15 protein-coding genes and 1 pseudogene are annotated in these 20,352 nt (G+C 61.2%); 11 read left to right on the plus strand and 5 right to left on the minus strand.

Annotated features, from left to right (window positions below; genetic code table 11):
* Positions 1-344 precede the first annotated feature (344 nt).
* On the plus strand, positions 345-641 hold the full coding sequence (locus BREU_RS09365) for a hypothetical protein (RefSeq protein WP_013141452.1): 297 nt from the start codon (positions 345-347) through the stop codon (positions 639-641).
* Between the two features lie 462 nt (positions 642-1,103).
* Here the strand turns inward: BREU_RS09365 and BREU_RS09370 are convergent, their stop codons facing one another.
* Positions 1,104-2,189, minus strand: coding sequence for a hypothetical protein (locus BREU_RS09370; protein WP_044090579.1), 1,086 nt, complete (start codon positions 2,187-2,189; stop codon positions 1,104-1,106).
* 276 nt (positions 2,190-2,465) lie between these two features.
* Positions 2,466-3,956, minus strand: a complete 1,491-nt coding sequence (locus BREU_RS09375; protein ID WP_044090580.1) for a C1 family peptidase — start codon at positions 3,954-3,956, stop codon at positions 2,466-2,468.
* Between the two features lie 297 nt (positions 3,957-4,253).
* Between BREU_RS09375 and BREU_RS09380 the strand changes: the two genes are divergently transcribed.
* The 4 genes from BREU_RS09380 (at position 4,254) to BREU_RS09395 (ending at position 10,184) form a co-directional block, all read left to right on the plus strand.
* Complete coding sequence (locus tag BREU_RS09380; protein WP_044090581.1) at positions 4,254-5,237, plus strand: ABC transporter permease; 984 nt, start codon at positions 4,254-4,256, stop codon at positions 5,235-5,237.
* Between the two features lie 72 nt (positions 5,238-5,309).
* Positions 5,310-6,260, plus strand: a complete 951-nt coding sequence (locus BREU_RS09385) for an ABC transporter permease (RefSeq protein WP_044090590.1) — start codon at positions 5,310-5,312, stop codon at positions 6,258-6,260.
* 86 nt (positions 6,261-6,346) lie between these two features.
* A complete protein-coding gene (locus tag BREU_RS09390) occupies positions 6,347-8,416 on the plus strand; it encodes a dipeptide ABC transporter ATP-binding protein (protein ID WP_169740248.1) in 2,070 nt (689 codons plus the stop codon).
* A 31-nt stretch (positions 8,417-8,447) separates the two neighbouring features.
* Positions 8,448-10,184, plus strand: coding sequence for an ABC transporter family substrate-binding protein (locus tag BREU_RS09395; protein ID WP_044090583.1), 1,737 nt, complete (start codon positions 8,448-8,450; stop codon positions 10,182-10,184).
* 369 nt (positions 10,185-10,553) lie between these two features.
* Here BREU_RS09395 and BREU_RS09400 read toward each other — a convergent pair whose 3' ends face one another.
* Positions 10,554-11,228: an MFS transporter gene (locus BREU_RS09400; protein ID WP_238567056.1), complete on the minus strand. Its 675-nt coding sequence runs from the start codon at positions 11,226-11,228 to the stop codon at positions 10,554-10,556.
* On the opposite strand from BREU_RS09400, the pseudogene BREU_RS12600 reads away from it, so the two are divergent.
* Together BREU_RS12600 and BREU_RS09405 are read left to right on the plus strand one after the other, a co-directional pair.
* Positions 11,220-11,341 (plus strand): annotated as a pseudogene (locus BREU_RS12600) (AraC family transcriptional regulator); the annotation flags it as partial. The gene BREU_RS09400 and the pseudogene BREU_RS12600 sit on opposite strands and share 9 nt — an antisense overlap.
* Before the next feature lie 206 nt (positions 11,342-11,547).
* Entirely contained in the window at positions 11,548-12,918 is a 1,371-nt protein-coding gene (locus tag BREU_RS09405; protein ID WP_044090586.1) for an ATP-binding protein, read from the plus strand.
* Here the strand turns inward: BREU_RS09405 and BREU_RS09410 are convergent.
* Complete coding sequence (locus tag BREU_RS09410; RefSeq protein ID WP_238567057.1) at positions 12,892-15,108, minus strand: beta-galactosidase; 2,217 nt, start codon at positions 15,106-15,108, stop codon at positions 12,892-12,894. The genes BREU_RS09405 and BREU_RS09410 overlap by 27 nt on opposite strands.
* A gap of 275 nt (positions 15,109-15,383) precedes the next feature.
* Here BREU_RS09410 and BREU_RS09415 point away from each other — a divergent pair, with 275 nt between their 5' ends.
* The 4 genes from BREU_RS09415 to BREU_RS09430 all read left to right on the plus strand — a co-directional run bounded on the left by BREU_RS09415 (position 15,384) and on the right by BREU_RS09430 (position 19,955).
* A complete protein-coding gene (locus BREU_RS09415; RefSeq protein WP_044090588.1) occupies positions 15,384-16,430 on the plus strand; it encodes a LacI family DNA-binding transcriptional regulator in 1,047 nt (348 codons plus the stop codon).
* A 276-nt stretch (positions 16,431-16,706) separates the two neighbouring features.
* The gene (locus tag BREU_RS09420) at positions 16,707-17,954 is read left to right on the plus strand and encodes an ABC transporter substrate-binding protein (RefSeq protein WP_044090589.1); all 1,248 of its coding nucleotides are present in this window, start codon (positions 16,707-16,709) and stop codon (positions 17,952-17,954) included.
* A gap of 162 nt (positions 17,955-18,116) precedes the next feature.
* A complete protein-coding gene (locus tag BREU_RS09425; protein WP_013141440.1) occupies positions 18,117-19,076 on the plus strand; it encodes a carbohydrate ABC transporter permease in 960 nt (319 codons plus the stop codon).
* 3 nt (positions 19,077-19,079) lie between these two features.
* Positions 19,080-19,955, plus strand: a complete 876-nt coding sequence (locus tag BREU_RS09430) for a carbohydrate ABC transporter permease (RefSeq protein ID WP_081886666.1) — start codon at positions 19,080-19,082, stop codon at positions 19,953-19,955.
* 141 nt (positions 19,956-20,096) lie between these two features.
* On the opposite strand, the gene BREU_RS12465 is transcribed toward BREU_RS09430, so the two are convergent.
* Positions 20,097-20,352 (minus strand): hypothetical protein (locus BREU_RS12465; RefSeq protein WP_238567058.1); only part of this gene is annotated, 256 nt, incomplete at its 5' end.

Here is a 20,352-nt window from a genome sequence, read left to right on the forward strand (position 1 = left end):
CGATCCCGTTCGATGCGGGGCGTGCCGATCACGACGTTGGCGGGCAGATGCAGCATGCGCTTGAGCGCGCCGGCTGATATGGTGGGCACAGGCGTTCCTCTGTTCTTCGGTTCTATTTCTTGGCGGAAACAAACCTAACAGGCGAACGCCCCTTCCATACCCGCATACACAAAAGCCCCGGCCACAACGCCGAGGCTCAACACCCCACCACACAAACTGGCGAAGGCTCTTTTTTTAATACTGGGAATGCCATGGGCCGCATATTGAAAAAGGATTATGGCAGAGTGCTGTCTGTTTACAATAAGGCATTGCTGTTCTAGAAAATAACAAAGAAGGGGGGACTAATGATGTATACCGTCACATTTTCGGGCAACCTGACTCAAGCGGAATCGGCCTTGGTCAAGCGAGGCGCCATACAGATCGCCGCGTTGCTGGCCGCAAAAATCACTGGCCGCGGACTCATCATCAACGACGGTGACACCGAATACTCATGGGATTTCATCCTGATCGATGCCAGCAGCGATGAGCGGCACACCTTTGACGAGAGGCTATTGCGGATGCTGTCCGATTACATCCACGCCGGTTTCCCCGATGCCGTGATCCGCCACGCCAAGCACGAGGCTCCAAAGCTCGGCAAATAATATTGGTCGCGTGGTGAGTCCCATACTTCCGTCGGAATATCGCTATCGCGATATGGTCGCATGCCTGTTGCGCATTGAAGCGTTCGACCTATGCGCAGTTGATGTTCCGGTGATGACGGCAACCGATTGACGCGATTACCGGGACAGATTTCGCTGTCCCAGTTCGTGATTTCGGCTTCTTATTGGGAACCGGGACAGCCCCCTTGTAAACGCCCATTATCCGTAATCCCAAAACCCCGGAATTCCGCCGATGTACGATGGCGAATATTGCACGGTGGGGTGATAGGTGAATGAAATTTTGTCTTGGTTGCTCAAAAAGGGGCGAAATGGAGAACCGGGACAGCGAAATCTGGCCCGGTCCACACATAAATCGATTGACATCGCTACCGGGACATCGGACACGGACACCGAGTCGCGCAGCGTCGGCGCAACATGGATACTGTACGACTTTCGCGATAAACGTTATATTCTTCGTCGCCTCCGCCGGGCGAGCTCATCGAGTGGCGTTGCCGTCAAAGTGAAATCGAATACGGCACCTCGCAATGCCAACTGCCGCCCGACCCGGTAGGCGAGTTCGGCTTGGGATGGCTCATCGGCCATGTTCGCGGCAGTGGCGATGATGACGATCCAATGATGATGTCGCAGCAGTTCGCGCTTGTCGTTGTCCCGCCGCCACTGGTTTTTGTCGGTGCGATGATGATCGCCGTCATATTCGATGGCGACGCGAAATTCGGGCCAAGCGAGATCGAGCGTTATCGGCGCACCGTTGCTGAATGTCGCGCCGGGCACCGTGTAATTTGTCACGGCTGGCGGAAGCCCGTATTTCGTCGTCGCGATGCGGGTCTTTGATTCCATCGGAGAGTCCACGCGGGGCGTAATGAATGCAAGAGCGATCATGCACTTGGATTTTGCGTTGAATTTCGGGAGTTCGGTGACTTGCCGCACGAAGTCCTGATAAATGCCGTCAGCAGTGCGGCCGTTCGCCAGACCCGGCTTGCGGGCGATTGCCGTAAGGATTGCGTCGCCAAGTATGACCAGCGATTCGAGCGAAATATGAGCGGCGAGTTGTGCCCAAGTGTGTATCAGATCCAGTGCGTACACATGTTTGTTGATACGCACATTGTGCGCATCGCTCAGCGGCTTCCAGATGTGTGGTGTCGTTGGCGGCACGATGGCACGTATTCGTGTGCGGTGTGAGTCGGAGACGGTATGGAGCTCGGCGGGGTCGATATCGCAATCCTTGGGAAGCGGCACGGATTGCAGTATCAGCGATGTGGCCATGCCGAAGAGCACCGGTTGCCCGAGCTGTTGCGCGGCGTCCGTGCATCGTTTAAGCATTTCCCGCTTACGTTGGGTGAGGGTTTCGCTCATTGCTGGCGACACAGGGCCTGTAATCACAGTTGGCGCGGAACTCGCCATACATGGTGATGAACGTAGCTCAGGATTGATGGTGCGCGCAGACGCAACGCCCGGTGTGTGGGGCCGGGTCCAGCCGGACGGTTCGTCGTCGAATACGCCGGGCGGTGGAGTGGGCAATATGTCGTTCATGACGCCACCGTAGCGCAGCGGTCACATGCTCGCTATGAAAACCGGGGTATGTGGCTCTAGCTTGCGGGAGATGTGGATAACTCTGTGGATAACTAGTTCGGAACAATTAGCGAGGCCGGAACCTACCGGCAATTGGCCGATGATGACGGCACTTTTGCTCAGCTCAGCCGCGATAGTCTCGAATAGGTGCGGCCGGGCGTACTCGCATAACGTAATGCCTCTTCTCTCTGAACAGAGAGAAGAGGCATTCGAATATATGCTCCCGCCAGCGGGACGTCAGCGGCAGCGACGGGTGAGGGGCTGCCAGGGATCGAGCTCGACTGGTTCGGTGGTGAGCAGGGCGCGGGTGGCGTCGTCGAGGTATTCCTTGCGGATGATGAGCTCGGTAACGTAGCGGTCGAACCAGGCGTCGGACATGACGTAGTAGCCGTCCTTGCCGGCGTCCTTGCCCCAGCTGTTCTCCACCTTCCAGCGGTTCGGCTTGCCGTCCTCGCCGAGGTTCACGCCGGTGAAGGTCATAGCGTGGTTGCTCGGGCTGTCGCCGTATTCGAGGCCGTGGGCCTTGTCGCCGGTGAATTCGGTGCCGAACAGCTGGTCGACGCGCACCACGGACTGGTCGAAGAAGCCGTCCTTGCGCAGGGCGAACTGCGTGCAGTCGCAGGCGAACCAGATCGGGTGGCCGGCGGTGAGCTGGTCAAGCGCGGCCTTCTTGAACACGTCCAGCGGCACGTTGACGAACTCCATATCGCCAGCCTCGACCACGTTCGCGCTGAAGCGGATGCGGTAGCGCCGGTTGAACGGGCGGTTCTTGAGTGGGGCGTTGGCCAGCGTCGCGAAATCGTTGACGTCCACCGGCACGTACTTCTTGTAGAACTCAAGCGGGGTGATGCCGATCTCGCGAATCTGCGGGCGCTCGTCCTTACCGGTTTTCGGCTTGTCGGACTTGTCCTTATCGCACTTGCAGGCCTTGGCGTCGGATTTGCCCTCGCATTTACAGGAGTCGCCGCACTTGCAGGATTCGGCCTTGCCGTCTGCGTCGGCCTCGGCGTCATCCTTGGTGCGCGCGAAGAAGTCGAACTTCTCCGGCGGCTCGCCAAGCGACACGGCGCAGATGCGGTACACGGTGCCCATGTACTCGTCCTTCAGCGTGCGCAGCTCGTCCTCGCCAGCGCCCGCAGCCGAACGGCGGCGCAGCTCGGCTGCGAACTCGCGCAGCTTGGAGTTGAGGTACTGCTTGAAATCATCGGAATTACGGGAGTTCTCAGACTCTGGGTAGGCGCTCTTGGGCACCAGACCGTACTTGTTCACCAGCGCGGCGAACATCTGCCACCAGCCGCCGTCGTCGGACGGGCCCCAGTTGATGGCTTCGAACAGGCGCGAGTCGGTGGGCTCGTCGAGCGTGCGCAGCACGTTCTCCAGGTAGGTGTTCGACTTCTCCATCGCGTCCCAGAAGAACAGGTAGGTCTCGGAGAACTCGAAATCCTCAAGATTCCAGCGATGCATGAGTTCGTAACGCAGCGTGTTCAGGGAGGCGAACATCCAGCAACGGCCGGAACGCTCCTGATTGGTGATCGAACCCTGCTTGAGTTCGATGGAGAAGTCGCGCGGCAGCGCACGCACGCCGCGATAGTCGGTGGCCGCCTTGAGCACGCCGGCCGAAACCGCCGCGTCCGCCGCGATCAGGTTGGCGCGGTCCTTGTTGAAATCCTCGGTGTACGTACGCAGAAGTTCGGGTTTGATGGCCCGTGCGCTGGCGTCTGTCGTCATGATGCCCCTGTCTGATGCTGATGGATAATCCGTTGCCGGCGGCGGGGACTGTCACCATCCGGGCCGGCGGACTGCTGACACGAAAGTATAAGGCATGTCCAGCAAAGGCTCAGGAAATACAAAATTAACAAACGGATGTTTGCCCAGCATTTGCCCAATATACAGTAAGTGTTTTCGCAGTTTTCCATACAGGAAAAAGTCGGAAAAGTCAATACCCATATTCCATATATTGGACTCAATTTGTGGTTTTGAGCGGGGGGAGGTATCACTTCCCCCAGTTATCTGGGAGGTGGTTGGGTGTTCAAGTACATCATCAAGCGCATTGTGAACTACGTGATCATGCTGTTCGTGGCAGTATCGATGACGTATTTCCTGGCCAGCGCATTCATGGATCCGCGTTCGAACTACATGTCGCGCAATCCGCATCCGCCGATCGAGTCGATCAACCGGTCGCTCGATCTGGCCAACATCAACGATCAGACGCCGGTCGTCATCCGTTACTTCCGCTGGCTCAAGGGCATCCTCACCCAGTGGAACTGGGGCCTGAGCCCGGACCAGTCGCCGGTGGCGCCGGCCATCGCCTCCCGTATCTCCGCTTCGCTGCAGCTGGTGACGCTCGCCACCGTGCTCTCCATCCTCTTCGGCGTGAGCATCGGCGTGTACACGGCCATCCGCCAGTACAAGTGGCAGGACCGCGTGCTCAACACCACCGCAACGTTCTTCCTGGTGGTCCCGGCCGCCGTCATGGGGCTGATGGTGGTGCTGCTGGCCATCAACTTCAACAACATCGTGGGCAGCCGCGCGTTCTACGTGACCGGCCTGCACTCCTACCAAGGTTCCAACCCGGTGCTCTGGGTGTTTGACTACCTGCAGCACCTGATCCTGCCCACCATCGTGATGACGATTCCGGGCATGGTGGGCTACCACCTCACCCAGCGCACGTACCTGCTCGACACCATGAACGCCGACTACGTGCGCACCGCCCGCGCCAAGGGCCTGACGCTCAACGCGGCCATCCGCCGCCACGCGCTGCGCACCTCGCTGATTCCGACCGCCGTGGACGTGGCCTTCTCCATCGCCGGTGTGTTCACCGGCGCGGTGATCACCGAAAACGTGTTCGCTATCAACGGCTTGGGCATGTACTTCACCCAGACCATCGCCAACAACGACATCAACGGTGCCGTGGCCGTGGCCGCGTTCGGTGGCGTGTGCACGCTGACCGGCGCGCTGCTGGCGGATATCTTCTCCGCCTGGCTTGACCCGCGCATCCGACTGAGCTGAGCCCCGCGCAAAGGACGATCAAACATGATGAACGACAACGAGAACATGGTCTCCGACGCCGTCGCCCAGGATATGGAACTCACCGATCCGCAGGGCAGCGAACCGCAGTCCGCCGACGCCAAGAACGCCCAGGAGGCTTCCAGCAACGACGACTTCCACCGCACCGGCCGCATGCAGCTGTACGTGCGCCGCTTCATGCGCCGCCCCTCGGCCGTGGTAGGTCTGGTGGTGCTGATCCTGCTGATTCTCTTGGCGATTTTCGGCTCGAAATTCTCCCAGTGGAGCTACGACGAGCCTGATTTCGCCGCCCTCGCCTCGCCGCCGTCCGCCCAGCACTGGCTGGGCACCACGGTCGGTGGCTCGGATATGTACGCGATGATCATCCGCGGCCTCGGCCGCTCGCTGACCATCGGTATCTTCAGCTCGTTCGGCACCACGATCATCGCCGCCCTGGTGGGCACGGCCGTGGCGTTCTTCGAAGGCTGGTTCGAGAAGGTCGGCATGTGGCTGCTGGATATGCTGCTCGTCGTGCCGTCCTTCCTGCTCATCGCCCTGATCGTCGGCATGGCGGCCGGCGGCAGCGACTGGCTGTGGCTGGCCATCGGCCTGACCGCGTTCGGCTGGGTCGGCTATGCGCGTACGCTGCGCACGCTGACCCTGAGTCTGCGCGACCGCGAATACATCCGCGCGGCGAAGTTCATGGGCGTGCCGTCCTTCACCATCATCGTGCGCCACCTGGTGCCGAACCTGGGTTCGGTGCTGGTCATCAACACCGTGCTCGGCGTGATTGGCGCGGTCAACAGCGAGACCTCGCTGAGCTTCCTGGGCCTGGGCATCAAGGCGCCCGACACCTCGCTCGGTACGCTGCTCAACGCCGGCCAGTCCGTGGTGCAGACCTCGCCGTGGGTGCTGGTCTTCCCGTCCGTGGTGCTGATCGTCCTGACCTTCTCCGTGCAGCTGATCGGCGACGGCCTGCGCGACGCCATCGACCCGTACTCCCGCTCCGGCGGCAAGGCCGAGTGAGAGGGGAGACGGGCATCATGAGCGACGAACGCAACGCAAGCAACGTAACAACCAACACCAACCCCGACACCACAGGAGCGCAAGGCATGGCATCCGAACCGGTGATTTCAGTACGCGACCTCACCGTCAGCTTCGCTTCCGAAGCCGGCACCGTGCGCGCGGTGCGCGGCATGAACTTCGACCTGTACCCCGGCAAGACCCTCGGCATCGTGGGCGAGTCCGGCTCCGGCAAGTCCGTGACCTCCATGGCCATCATGGGCCTGCTGGACAAGAACGCCAGCGTCAAGGGCTCCATCACCTACCACGGCGAGGAATTGCTCAGCAAGTCCGATCTTGAGATGAGCGAGATTCGTGGCAAGGGCATCGCCATGGTCTTCCAGGACCCGCTCTCCGCTCTGACCCCGGTGTTCTCCATCGGCGACCAGATCAAGGAAGCGCTGGTCACCCACAATCCGAAGATGACCGAACAGCAGATTCACGACCGCTCCATCGAGCTCATGAACCTGGTCGGCATCCCGGACCCGGAGGACCGCCTGAAGTCCTTCCCGCACGAGTTCTCCGGCGGCATGCGCCAGCGCGTGATGATCGCCATGGCCATTGCCAACGACCCGGACGTGATCATCGCCGACGAACCGACCACCGCACTGGACGTGACGATCCAGGCCCAGGTGCTCGAAGTGCTGCGCAAGGCCCAGCGTGAAACCGGCGCGGCCGTCATCTTCATCACCCACGATCTGGGCGTGATCGCCGGCGTGGCCGACGACATCGTCGTCATGTACGCCGGCCGCCCGGTCGAGAAGGCGGACGTCGACTCCATCTTCGACCACCCGGCCATGCCGTACACCATGGGCCTGCTGGGTGCCGTGCCGCGTTCCGACCGCGAACGCAACAGCCGTCTGGTGCCGATTCCGGGCTCCCCGATGAACCTGGTCAACATGCCCAAGGGCTGCCCGTTCGCGCCGCGCTGCCCGCTGGCCACCGACATATGCCACACCACCGAGCCGGCCATGGAGCCGGTGCCGGGCCGCCCGGGCCAGTTCGTGGCCTGCCACCGCACCCAGGAGATCGTGGACAAGGGCCTGACCTTCCACGACGTGTACACGGTGGCCGAGGCCGCCAAGTCGAAGTTCGCCGGCATCCCGCGCGACGAACGCAAGATGGTGCTCGACGTCAAGCACATGCGCAAGACCTTCCCGCTGACCGCCGGCGGCTTCCTGCGTCGCAAGATCGGCGAGGTCAAGGCCGTGGACGACGTGACGCTGGACGTGCGCGAAGGCGAGACCGTGGCGCTCGTGGGCGAGTCCGGCTCGGGCAAGTCCACCACGCTCATGGAGATCATGGAGTTCAAGCAGCCGCAGGACGGCGAGATCGAGATGTTCGGCACCAAGCTCGAACACAAGATTCCGCGCGAGAAGCGCCGCGAGCTGCGTTCGGCCGTGCAGTATGTCTTCCAGGACCCGATGAGTTCGCTCGACCCGCGCCTGCCGATCTACGACATCCTGGCTGAGCCGATGAAGGTCCAGCACTACTCCAAAGAGCAGATCCGCGAACGCATCGGTGAACTCATGCGTCTGGTGGAGCTGAACCCCGACCAGGTGGACCGCTTCCCCACGCAGTTCTCCGGCGGTCAGCGCCAGCGCATCGCCATCGCGCGTGCGCTGTCGGTCAACCCGAAGCTCGTGCTGCTCGACGAGCCGGTCTCCGCACTGGACGTGTCCATCCAGGCCGGCGTGATCAACCTGCTTGAGGACCTGCAGAACAAGCTGGGCGTGGCCTACCTGTTCGTGGCCCATAACCTGTCGGTGGTGCGCCATATCTCCAGCCGCGTGGCGGTGATGTACCTGGGCCGCATCGTGGAATCCGGCGACACCGAAGACGTGTTCGAGCACCCGTTGCACCCGTACACCCAGGCGCTCATCAGCGCCGTGCCGGTGCCGGACCCGAAGGCGGAACGCACCCGCCAGCGCATCGTGCTCGAAGGCGAGGTGCCCAGCCCCACCGAGACGTTCGAAGGCTGCCCGTTCATGGGCCGCTGCCCGCTTATGCCCAAGCTGAGCGCCGAACAACAGGCCCGCTGCCGCGGCGAACGCCCGGCGCTGCGGCCGTATGACACTTCCCGACCGAGCGGCCATCAGGTTGCATGCCATTTCGCATGACGGTCGGAACCATATAGAGGAGGAAATAACAATGAACAAGACACGTAAGCTGACCGCGCTCGCCGCGGCCACTGCGGCGCTTGCCATGCTGCTTGCCGGTTGCGGCGGCGCGAGCAACGGGAACGGAAACGGTTCCAGCAGCGCTTCGGCCGAACCGCCGGCCGGCATCGATTCGTCGTACACCGGCGACCTGCCCATGCCGAAGGTCACCGAGCGTTACGACAACCACCAGAGCCGTGACAACGTCAAGGACGGCGGCACGCTGACCCTGTCCATCACCGAAGTCGGCCCGAACTGGAACTACCTGTCTTCTGACGGCAACACCGGCTACATGTCCGAGCTGTGGAGCTGGTACCAGCCCAGCCTGCTCATGACCGACCAGGTCAATGGCTCCCCGATTAAGGTGAACCCGGACTTCCTGACCGACATGAAGCTCGTGAGCAAGGACCCGATGGTCGTGCAGTACGACATCAACCCGAAGGCCAAGTGGAACGACGGCTCTGACATCGACTGGACCGCCTTCAAGGCCACGTGGGAAGCCAACAACGGCTCCAACCCGGACTACAACCCGCCGAGCACCGACGGCTTCGACCGTATCGCTAGCGTTGAGCAGGGCGACAGCCCGAAGCAGGTCAAGGTGACCTACAAGACCCCGTACTACCCGTGGCAGGAAGTCTTCGGCACTCTGGTGAACCCGAAGGCCGCCGACCCGAAGACCTTCACCCAGGGCTGGGTGAAGAACCCGCACAACGAGTGGGCCGCCGGTCCGTACAAGGTCGACTCCTTCTCCGACTCCCAGGTCACCTTCGTGCCGAACGAGAAGTGGTGGGGCAACAAGCCGAAGCTGGACAAGATCGTCTACAAGCAGATGGCCGACACCGCCTCCATCAACGCCTTCCAGAATGGCGAGATCGACGCCGTGAGCGCCTCCACCAAGGACGACATCAAGGCCATCCGCTCCGTCAAGGACGCCCAGCTGCGCATCGGCTACAGCACCACGACCCGCGTGCTGGAGTACAACGGCAAGTCCAAGCCGCTCGACGACCTGCAGGTGCGCAAGGCCATCACCCAGGCCTTCGACGCGAACACCTACAACAACGTGCAGTTCCAGGGCCTGAACTGGAAGGCCGAGCAGCCGGGCTCCGAGCTGCTGCTGCCGTTCCAGAAGGGCTACGAGAACAACCTGCCCGCCGAAGCCAAGTACAACGTGGACAACGCCAAGAAGACCCTTGAGGCCGACGGCTACAAGATGGGCAAGGACGGCTACTACGCCAAGGGCGGCAAGACCCTTGAGATCTCCTTCACCTTCTTCGGTGACGACGCCACCCAGCAGGCCCTCGCCAACGCCTACCAGGCGATGATGAAGAAGGCCGGCATTAAGGTCAAGGTCGTGAACGTGGCCGAGTCCAAGCTCTCCGACACCGTGACTTCCGGCAACTACCAGGTGCTGCCGATGGCTTGGCAGGCTCCGAGCGCCATGACCTTCGTGGTGTCCGCCCCGCAGCTGTACACCTCCGACGGTCCGTCCAACTTCACCTACGTGGGCAACGCAAAGATCGACAAGCTCGTCAAGGTGGCCGGTGGCCTCTCCGACTACGACGAGCAGACCAAGGCCGTCAACGCCGCCGAGAAGGAAGCCCTCAAGCTGTACGGCACCATCCCGGTTTCCAACCCGGCTTCGTACCTCGGCGCGAAGAAGGGCCTGGCCAACTACGGCCCGTCCGGCTTCGCCGGCAACCTGCCGCAGGACATCGGCTGGCAGAAGTGATGACGTCTGACTGACGTCTGACATGGCCACCGCGCCGGGAACGGCCGGCCGCACGCATCGACTACAGGGCTTTCGATGACGGACGCGGCCTGCGGCAGGTTCCCGGCGGGGTGTGACCGCGGCAGCATATGCCTTACTCTCCTTATTTCTGCATATGATGCTGCGGTTGGGAAGCCTCCCGTTTGCGCGCGCTTATGCGTCGCGCGAACGGGAGGCTTTTGCATACTTGCCGCGATTCCACCCCGGCAACGATTTGTCCACCTTGCTGCCCGCGCGGCTGAAACCGTATCCACCTTCCTCTTCCCGGATTTGTGACGCTGACGGTTGCCGAGCGTCACAAATCCGGGAGATAGTCGCCCTTACTTGTTGTCAGAACTTGGTGAGCCCGGATTTGCGGATATGGTCCTCCCAGCCATCCGGCTTAGGCAGTGTGACCAGTTCCCTCATTGTCACGGCAGGGATCGCGGCCGCCACGATGCACAAGCCCAAAGCCACGGACGTGACTGAGTAGCCCCAGTGTTGCATGGCGATGCCGGACAGAAATGTGATCGCCGGGGCCGCAATCGTCTCAATCATGCCCATGCCGAGGCATATCGCAAGTACCATCAGCACCGGGTATATGAGTAATCCCGCCCATCCTAGGGCCGCGCATATGCCGAACGGTACGAAACCAATCAGGCCGAATGCAATCATAAGTTCGCGGTCGTACTTATCTTGTACCACGCCACTTGGCAGCCGCAATACCGACGATATCAGGGTCATGATTGAATCCAGCAGCGTCGCCTGTGCCGGTGAGCCCGTGACGGTCTGCGCGATGAGTGGCAGTGCGAAACCTTGGATACTTGATGACAGCGACGTGCATGAATCCTCTACGAACCATTTGCCATCTGCTGCTACTGTAATGTTTCGTTGCCCTAACCCGCACCACAGCGTCGAAGTTAGAGGATTGCAAATTACGCCAAGCATTTCGCGCGCCATCGCTTGCTTTGCCGGTTGATCAGAAAGAACACAATCCGTATAAAAATCCCGCACGCTCTCGCGCACGACGTGGGCTACGCCGACCCAAAATACTTCATGCGCGTCTTTAAGCGCCGCCCCGGACTCACCCCGGCCAATACCGCGACGCCTTCCCCGCCCGCCTTTACAACACCGTGTGATTAGGGAAGGTCAGGGTACTAACCCTGGGAAAAGTGCAGTATTCTGCATTATTAACCCTAGGAAAAATGTAATTTTGGACAATCGCAACCCTAGGAAAAATGTAGAATACGCGAATTGCAACCCTAGGAAAAGTGTGTATTGCGGTATGATGGAGCGACAGGACAGTGATTTGTGATGTACGGTCCTATGCGATAGGGAGGGCGGCATGGCGGAGTTCAGGCGAGATATATATACCAGGTTGTCGGCATGGGCTGAAGCGACGGAGCACAAGCCGATAGTGCTGTGCGGCGCGAGACAGGTAGGCAAGACTCATGTGCTTAAGGTGCTGGGTCGGGACAAGTTCGAGTCATTTTCTTATGTCAACTTGTTCGATGGCGGTGCAAAGGCTGCGTTGACAGGTGTGGATTCGGTGCACATGTTGCTTGATTCCATGGAGGCGTTTAATGGGGTTCGCGTTCGGCCCGGCAAGACGCTGCTGTGCATCGACGAGATACAGGAAATCCCTGATTTACTGACTCTGTTGAAAGCGCTCCATGAGGAAATGCCGGATCTCCATGTCGCTGTAGCGGGCTCCTATCTGGGCATGGCTCAGCACGAAGACCTGTCATTCCCGGTTGGCAGTGTCACCTCCATCGATATGTATCCGATGACGTTTGTGGAGTTCTTGGAAGCGGTCGGTGATGGAGTGATAGCCGAACGCATCCGGAACCAGCGTATTGAGACACTTGGGGGATTTGCGGAACGTTTAGAGCGAAGGGTTCGTCAGTACTGTTTTGTTGGCGGCATGCCCGAAGTCGTTGAGACATTTGTAGAAGATGGCTATCAGCATGCGCGTGCCGTGCAGAAAGAATTGTTATCCAATTACGACATGGACTTTTCCAAACATCCCAGAACCGGTGTGGATAGTGAGAAAATGCGTTTGGTGTTTTCCTCGATTCCGTCCCATCTGGCGCGTGAGAATCATAAATTTATTTTTGGCCACATCGCTCGTGGCGCTCGGGCGGCGCAATATGAATCCGCGATTCAGCAGATTGTCGATTCTGGTCTTGCGTTGCGGGTGTATCGCGTCGAAAAACCTGCGGCACCATTGCCGTCATACCGTGATGATTCCGCGTTCAAACTGTATCTCCATGATGTTGGGCTGCTGGCAGCGGCCCTGGATCTGACTCCCGCAAGCGTGGTCCTTGGTGATGACGGGCTGACCGAATTCCGTGGTGCGTTAACGGAACAGTATGTTTGCCAGCAATTAGTGGCCGCCGGCATCACACCGATGTACTGGTCGAATGCGAACAGTACGGGAGCAGTTGATTTTGTCTTTGCAGGTAATGGCGCAATCATTCCGCTGGAGGCCAAAGCTGGTACCGAGCGTCATAAGCGTAGCTTGAAGTGGCTGTGCGACAAATACGGGATTTGCGGTTACCGTACGTCGATGCGGAATTACAAGGAGCAGGATTGGCTGACCAATGTCCCACTGTGGATAGTCGGGAGCTACTTCCGCCCGTGGTTGGCGAGTGATTATGAGCCGGATGGCGGAGCTGATTTAGGGCCGCTACCGAATACTGATGATGAAGGATGACTGAAGCCGCGAGATATGGTTCGGCCGGTTGCTGACTTGGGATATGGTCCGCGACCGGCCGGCGGTCGAATCCGTCATGCCGCGGTGCGCACCACCCGTCACGCCGTACGGCTCCAGCACCAGATCCCTGCCCAGTACCGTGCCGTCAAGCACCGACTCGCATCCGGCGAACGGCGTATCCTGCCACGCCGTGGCCGTATCCGCATGGTTGATCACGAACGTCAACGACTCCCCGCGTGACGGGTACCGCCGCGTAACCACCTCCACCGGCTCCGGCGAGACGATGCCGGTAACGCCGGCCCGGTGCACCACGTCGCCGACCACGGCGTCCATGCCGGCCTCGTCCAGCACCGCACCGGCGAAATACGCCGTGCCCGCGCCGAAATCGTTCACCGTCACCGCCGGCGTACCCCGGTAGAACACGTCGCCGGCGTAGGCCGCCAGCGGGCGCGCCCCGCCGTCGAGCTTGATCAGCCCGGCAACCAGCGAGACCCGGGACCCGTCCGTGTCCGCGTCCTCGCCCGAACCGAACACGACACGCACGTCGCGGCCGTCCGGGATCATGTCCATCTCCTCCATGCGCATTCCGCACACCTCACGGAACGCGCCCGGGTATCCGCCGAGGATCACGTTGTCATGCTCGTCGTGCATGCCTGACATCACCGTCGCCAGGAACGTGCCGCCGGCGCGCACGAACCCCTCGACCAGCTCACGAACGCCCGGCTTGGCCATCATGAGCGCCGGCGCGACCAGCACGCGATAGCCCGCCAGCCGCCTGGCGTCAATGTCTTCCGGCACCACATCCACCGCGATGTTGCGGTGGTGGAACGGCGCATACCAGCGCCGCACCTGATCCGGATAGTCGAAGCCCTTCGGCAGCAACGAGATGTTCTCGGTCGACCAATACGAATCCCAGTCGAACATCAGCGCGACCGGCGCCTCGGTCAGACCGCCCACGAACCGCGCGCCGTGCGCCGCCAGCTCGCCGCCGAGCGCACGCACCTCGCCGTACACGCGCTCGTCCTCGCGCCCGCCGTGCGAGATCACCGCGCCATGGTACTTCTCGAACCCGCCGCGCGACTGCTTGAGCTGGAAATACTGCACGGTATCCGCGCCATGCGCGACCGCCTGATAGCTTTCCGCACGCATCCGCCCGGGCGCGCGCAGTACGTTGCACTCCTGCCAGTTCGTCTGGTTCGGCGTCGACTCCATGAGCATGAACGGCCTGCCGTCGCCCACGCCGCGCATCAGATCGTGCTTGAACGCATTGTCGGAAGGCGTGGTGTGCGGGAACGGATAATCGTCCCAGCTGATCACGTCCATCTCGCGCCCCCAACGGAAATAATCGGCACCCTCGTAGGTGTCCATGAGGTTCGTGGTGATCGGATGCATCGCGTCGAACGCGCGGATCGCGTCGCGCTCGGTGACGTAGGTGCCCAGCAGCGAGTCGGACTGGAACCGCTTGTAGTCGATGCTGCAGGCGGACAGAGTGGCGCGCTCGCCGTCCAGTCCGTCGCTGATCGCGTTCGGCGGTAGGATCTGGGCGAAATCGGCGTAGGTGTGGCTCCAGAAGTTCGCGTTCCACGCGCGGTTCAACGCCTCGATCGAACCGTACTTGCGTTCGAGCCAGACGCGGAAGGCGGCGGCGCAGTTGTCGCAGTAGCAGCGGCCGCCGAGCTCGTTGGAGATGTGCCAGGCGATCAGATGGTCGTTGGCGCCGTAGCGTTCGGCGAGCTTGCCGGCCAGCGCGCCGGCCAGGCGCAGGAAGTTCGGCGAATTCGGGCAGGCGTTGTGCCGCACGCCGAAGCGGTGGCGACGGCCTTCGTAGTCGGTGCGCGTGGCGTCGGGGTAGCGTTGCGCGATCCATGCGGGTAGCGCGCCGGTGGACGTGGCCAGGACGAAGCCGAAGTCGTGCGCGACCAGCAGGTCGACGATGCGGTCGAGCATGGCGAAGTCGTAGCGGCTCTCGTCCGGCTGGATTAGCGCCCAGGAGAACACGTTGATGGTGGCCTCGTTGATGCCGGCGCGTTCGAGTTTGGCGATGTCGTCCGCCCAGGTGGATTCGTCCCACTGCTCGGGGTTCCAGTCGCCGCCGAAGACGAAGCGGCCGCCCGGTGCGGTGATGGTCGGTGCAGGTGATGCGGGTGATGCGGGTGATGCGGGTTGGGTGTGTGCCATGGTGTCGGTCATGATGCGTACTCCTTTGCGATGACGATGATGCGGCCTGCGGCCGGTCTCGGCGTTGTGGCCGGCGTGCGGGGGACTCGCGTTGGGGTGGTTCGGCGTCGCGCCGTCGGGAGCGGCGGTCCCCGTGTGTGGTGACGTTACCCCTTCAGTGTTAAACCGATTTAATTCCTGGTGACCATTATGTACGTCGAGGTTGTCTTCGTCAAATGGATGATTGAAGGTGTCGGCAGCTGCTCGGTGAGATGCCGAAAAGCCCATAAATACCTAAGGAGGACGCCATGGCGGTGACGATGCGTGATGTCGCGAAGGCGGCGGGTGTCTCTCCTGCGTCCGTGTCGTTCGCCCTGCGCGGCGATCCCAGAATTAAACAAGAAACGGCACGGCACATCATCGACGTGGCCAATCGGATGAACTATTCGGTCAACATCACTGCCAAGAGCTTGCGTTCGGGGCGAACCGGCGTGATCGAGGCCGCCGTTTTCCAGCTTGACCGGCCGTTCTACGCGCAGCTGCTCGCCGGCGTGTCGAATGCGGCGTTCGACCGCGGCATCCAGGCCGTGGCGCAGCAGATCTCGACCGGCAAGGTCGGCCATGAGAAAAGCATCCTCGAGAAGGTCGCCAACAAGTTCTGCGACGGCGTGATCCTGAGCGCGGGCGGCCTGAGCGACGCCGAGATCATTGAGCTAAGCAGGGGCAAGCCGGTGGTGCTGCTCGATGACCAGTCGTACCAAGGGCCGTTCGACTCGGTGTTCACGCCGTGCGAGAACGGTGCCGAGGCCGCGGTGACGCACCTGTTCGAGATAGGGTGCGAGCGCGTCGGGCTGGTCGGTACGGACTTCATGCCGGCCGACCAGGCGTGCCGGTCGATGCGCGTGGGCGACCGACGTCTGATCGGCTGCCATCGCGCGTTCGAGCGGCATGAGCGCACGCTGACCAAGGCCGACACGATCCAGCTGTTCGACTGGGGCACCGACGACGCGTACCGCGCGGTTTCGCGGCGCATCGAGGAGGGGGACTTCCCGTTCGACGGGCTGTTCTGCATGACCGACGCGATCGCTTTCGGCGCGTTGCGCGCGTTGCGCGAGCATGGCATCGGCGTGCCGGACGACGTGGCGGTGATCGGCTTCGACGGCGTGCGCGAGGGATCGTACAGCGCGCCGACGCTGAGCACGATCGCGGTGGACATCGACAAGCTTGCCCGCGAGGCCGTCGACATCCTGTGCGAGCGCATCGAGGAGGGGCGTTGCGGCGCGCCGGCCATGCCCAAGCATGTCACGGTGGGTTATGAGGTGCTGGTGCGCGAGTCGTCCAACCGCACGCGCTGACCGGTCGTCCGGTGGTTGTCCGCGGTGGATCGCCGATCGGTGGGATAACTCGCGGCGTTTTTTGTTTAATTATTTTTCGTTGTCCGGTGCGATTCCGCGCGTTCCACAGCCCTTGTGTTTAAAAGGCTTTGCAACGAGTTGACGCCGTTTGAACGGAGTACTATAAATACAACTACAAGATTAAATCGGTTTAAAACCGGGCTCTTGCACGGAAGATAATGTGGTTTCTTTCGGCATACAACATGGCGTATGCCACCAACACAAAGGAGAGTTGCAATGTCAATGAAGATCTGGGGCAAGCGAATGCTCGCTCTGGCCTGCGCGGGAGCGATGCTGGTCCCGCTGGCCGCCTGCGGCTCGGACGCCGACGCCGGCAAGATCCGGCTCAGCTACCTGAGCTGGGACAACGAGCAGACGTCCAAGCCGTACATCGACGAGTTCGAGAAGGAAAACCCGGACATCAAGATCGACTTCAGCTACGCGCCGCCGACCAGCGAGTACATCTCCACGCTGCAGACCCGTCTCGTCGGCAACCAGGCCCCGGACGTGTTCATCATCACCTCCGAGAATCGCGACGACCTCATCGACAACGGCTACGCCAAGGACCTGACCGACGAGTCGTTCATGAAGAACATCTCCCAGGCCAACAAGGACTTCGTCGGCCGCGACGGCAAGACCTACGGCATGTCGATCACCTCGTGGGGCTCCGGCATCGCCTACAATAAGGATCTGCTCAAGCAGGTCGGCTACGACGAGCCGCCGGCGAACTGGGACGACTTCCTCAAGCTGTGCAAGAAGCTCAAGAACGCCGGCATCGAGCCGTTCCTCGAGCCGAACGCCGACGAGCCGAGCCGCTTCATCGACGCCTTCCAGGGATCCATCCTCGAGAAGAAGGGCGTCGACCCGACCACGCTGTCCACGCAGGACAACCAGACGCCGGGCACCGACGAGCTCGAGGCCATCAAGGAATACATCCGCCTGTACGATGAGGGTGGCGTGACCCGTGACACGGTCGGCATCAGCGGCGACGACATGAAGACGCAGTTCACCAACGGACAGGTCGCGATGATCGTCGACGGCGCGTGGGACTTTGCCACCTTCGAACAGGCCGGCATGAACTGGGACTTCGCCCCGATGCCCAAGCTCGGCGACGACTACACGCAGTACGCGCAGGGCTCCGCCTCCCCGGCGTGGGCGATCTACGCGAAGCTCGACGGCGACAAGCTCAAGGCCGCCGAGAAGTTCCTCACCTTCCTGTCAAGCAAGTGGGCGCTGCAGAAGCGTAACGACGCCGGCGACGCTGTCACTGTCGACGGGTTCGACGCTACGGTGATGACGCAGTACCAGAAGGTCTACGATCAGGACATCAAGACCGGCAAGTACTACCTGCACACCAACTTCTATTCGAAGCCGGACATTCTCAAGAGCGAACTCAAGGCGCAGAACCAGCAGCTGGTGCAGGGGCAGATCACGCCCGACCAGTATGCCAAGAACATCGACGCCAAGGTCGCGGCCGCGCAGTGACCCGCAACGGATCGCACATAATCACACATAGATAACTACAATCTCCGGTTCGTCATGAACCGTGCGCATGGTAATGGGGCGGCCTGTCGGCTGCGGCTGGTCGCCCTTCGCATGCCCGCAATCGGATTTCGGTCATAAGCCAATGTCAAAGGAGGATGGCATATGAGCGCAACAATGCAAGGCTCGGCGGTCGGCAACCTGCCGCCGTTGGACGAAGACCTGTATCGTCGGCGTCGTCGTGCGCGTGGCCTGCATGAGGACGTGACGTCGTTCTGGTTCCTGCTGCCGATCCTGGCGGTGTTCGTGGTTCTGTTCCTGGTGCCGTTGGCACAGACCGCGTACTTCTCGTTCACCGACTTCAACGGTTACAGCATGGACATGAACTGGGTCGGTCTGGACAATTACAAGAAGGTGTTTACGGATCCGTCCACCCTGCAGGGCCTGGGCTTCACGATCCTGTACGCGATCGTGGTGATGGTCGGGGTGACCGTGATCGCCATTCCGCTGGCGGTCATCCTCAACCGCAAGTTCGTCGGCCGTGATTTCGTGCGCTCTGTGTTCTTCTTCTTCTCGGTGCCGTCGCTGGCCATCATGGGCATGGTGTGGAAGTACATCTTCTCCCCGATGAAGACCGGCGTGGTCAACAGCGTGCTCGCGGCGTTCGGTTTGGGACCGGTGCCGTGGCTGTCGAACAACTCTCTGGCGAAGTTCTGCGTGATCTTCATCGCGATCTGGGCGCAGATCGGCTGGCATGCGACCCTTTACTTGGCGTTCCTGCAGGCGATCCCCGCGGACCTGTACGAGCAGGCGACCGTGGACGGTGCGAACAAGTGGCAGCAGTTCGCGCATATCACCCTGCCGCAGCTGATGCCGGGCATCGTGACCTCGACGTTCCTGCTCATGTCGGGCGGCCTGAAGGTGTACGACCTGCCGTTCACGATGACCAAGGGCGGCCCGGGCTATTCGACGTACACGGTCACGCAGTCGATCATCCAGCAGGGCATCGGCCAGTCGCAGTACGGCATCGGTTCCGCGCTGGCGGTCCTGTTCTTCATCGCCACGGGCGTCGTGGTGTTCCTTCAGATGGGCATTTCCAACCTGATCTCGAGGAGGTTCGAGTAAATCATGGGCAACAAGGCTTCTTCCGTCACGGCCGCGCCGAAGGGCATGAACTTCACGACGCGCAAGAGGATCGGTTCGGCGGTCACCAGCGTGGTGATGATCCTGATCGCGCTGGTATGCGCGGTTCCGCTGTGGTACATCCTGATCAACACGTTCAAGACGATTCCGGACATGTCCGCCAACCCGCTCGGCCTGCCGAAGGAATGGACGATCAAGAACTACATCAACGCGTTCGAGAAGGTCCCGGTGTTCCGCTCCCTGCTGAACACGTTGATCGTCACGTTCTTCGCGGTCGTGATCCAGGTGCTCGTCGGCGCCTTGGCCGCATACGGCATGATCCTGCGCAAGTCCACGTTCACCGCCGCGGTCGGCGCGATCCTGATGGTCGCGTTCGTCGTGCCGGCGCAGACGACGCTGATCCCCCTGTACCGCATGGAGGCGAACGCGCACCTGGTCAACACCTTGGCCGGACTGGTGATTATCTACCTGGGCGGAGCGGTGTTCTGCTACTTCCTGATCGTCGGGTACATGCGCAGCCTGCCGTTCGAACTGATCGAGGCGGCACGCATCGACGGCGCCGGCCCGCTGCGCATCTTCTGGTCGATCGTGATGCCGCTGATCCGCCCGATCCTGACGACCGTGGTCGTGTTCCAGACGATGGGCACGTGGAACGACTTCATGAACGCGAATGTGTTCCTCTCCAGCTCGGAACTGCGCACAATCGTGCTGCAGGTGTACAACGCGGTGGGCCAGTTCTCGACCGATTGGCCGAGCTTCATGACCATCACCGTGCTCGCCCTGCTGCCCGTGTTCGTGTTCTTCATCTTCTGCCAGAAGTGGATCATCTCCGGCCTCGTCGCCGGTTCGGTCAAGGGCTGATCGGCTGATCGACTAGTCGGCTGGCTGATCACGGTATTAATTCCGGCTCCCCACTACGCTCATATCATCTCCTTCTGCGGCGTGTGGGGAGCCCTGTTCTTCACCAGATAAGAATTTCCTATGGGTACTGTTGGCACTGTGCTACAAACATCGCCAAAACCGAGAGCCGTGCCTCGTGACGGCCTTCCTCATCGCGTGAATAACGCGGTACTGACCACTAATCCGCTGCGCAGGTATTGCGCCGACCCGAATCTTGCCATTTTCGATGGCCGATATTTCCGAGCCTTCGCCAGTTTGTGTGGTGGGGTGTTGAGCCTCGGCGTTGTGGCCGGGGCTTTTGTGTATGCGGGTATGGAAGGGGCGTTCGCCTGTTAGGTTTGTTTCCGCCAAGAAATAG

Origin of the sequence: Bifidobacterium reuteri DSM 23975, from assembly GCF_000741695.1 — a bacterium.
Classification (GTDB): Bacteria; Actinomycetota; Actinomycetes; order Actinomycetales; family Bifidobacteriaceae; genus Bifidobacterium; species Bifidobacterium reuteri.

Bases quoted from the DNA above. Each gene is read 5' to 3' on its own strand.
- BREU_RS09365 (WP_013141452.1), top strand. From the start codon at position 345: ATGATGTATACCGTCACATTTTCGGGCAACCTGACTCAAGCGGAATCG.
- BREU_RS09370 (WP_044090579.1), bottom strand. From the start codon at position 2,189: ATGAACGACATATTGCCCACTCCACCGCCCGGCGTATTCGACGACGAA.
- BREU_RS09375 (WP_044090580.1), bottom strand. From the start codon at position 3,956: ATGACGACAGACGCCAGCGCACGGGCCATCAAACCCGAACTTCTGCGT.
- BREU_RS09385 (WP_044090590.1), top strand. From the start codon at position 5,310: ATGGAACTCACCGATCCGCAGGGCAGCGAACCGCAGTCCGCCGACGCC.
- BREU_RS09390 (WP_169740248.1), top strand. From the start codon at position 6,347: ATGGCATCCGAACCGGTGATTTCAGTACGCGACCTCACCGTCAGCTTC.
- BREU_RS09395 (WP_044090583.1), top strand. From the start codon at position 8,448: ATGAACAAGACACGTAAGCTGACCGCGCTCGCCGCGGCCACTGCGGCG.
- BREU_RS09405 (WP_044090586.1), top strand. From the start codon at position 11,548: ATGGCGGAGTTCAGGCGAGATATATATACCAGGTTGTCGGCATGGGCT.
- BREU_RS09410 (WP_238567057.1), bottom strand. From the start codon at position 15,108: ATGACCGACACCATGGCACACACCCAACCCGCATCACCCGCATCACCC.
- BREU_RS09415 (WP_044090588.1), top strand. From the start codon at position 15,384: ATGGCGGTGACGATGCGTGATGTCGCGAAGGCGGCGGGTGTCTCTCCT.
- BREU_RS09420 (WP_044090589.1), top strand. From the start codon at position 16,707: ATGTCAATGAAGATCTGGGGCAAGCGAATGCTCGCTCTGGCCTGCGCG.
- BREU_RS09425 (WP_013141440.1), top strand. From the start codon at position 18,117: ATGAGCGCAACAATGCAAGGCTCGGCGGTCGGCAACCTGCCGCCGTTG.
- BREU_RS09430 (WP_081886666.1), top strand. From the start codon at position 19,080: ATGGGCAACAAGGCTTCTTCCGTCACGGCCGCGCCGAAGGGCATGAAC.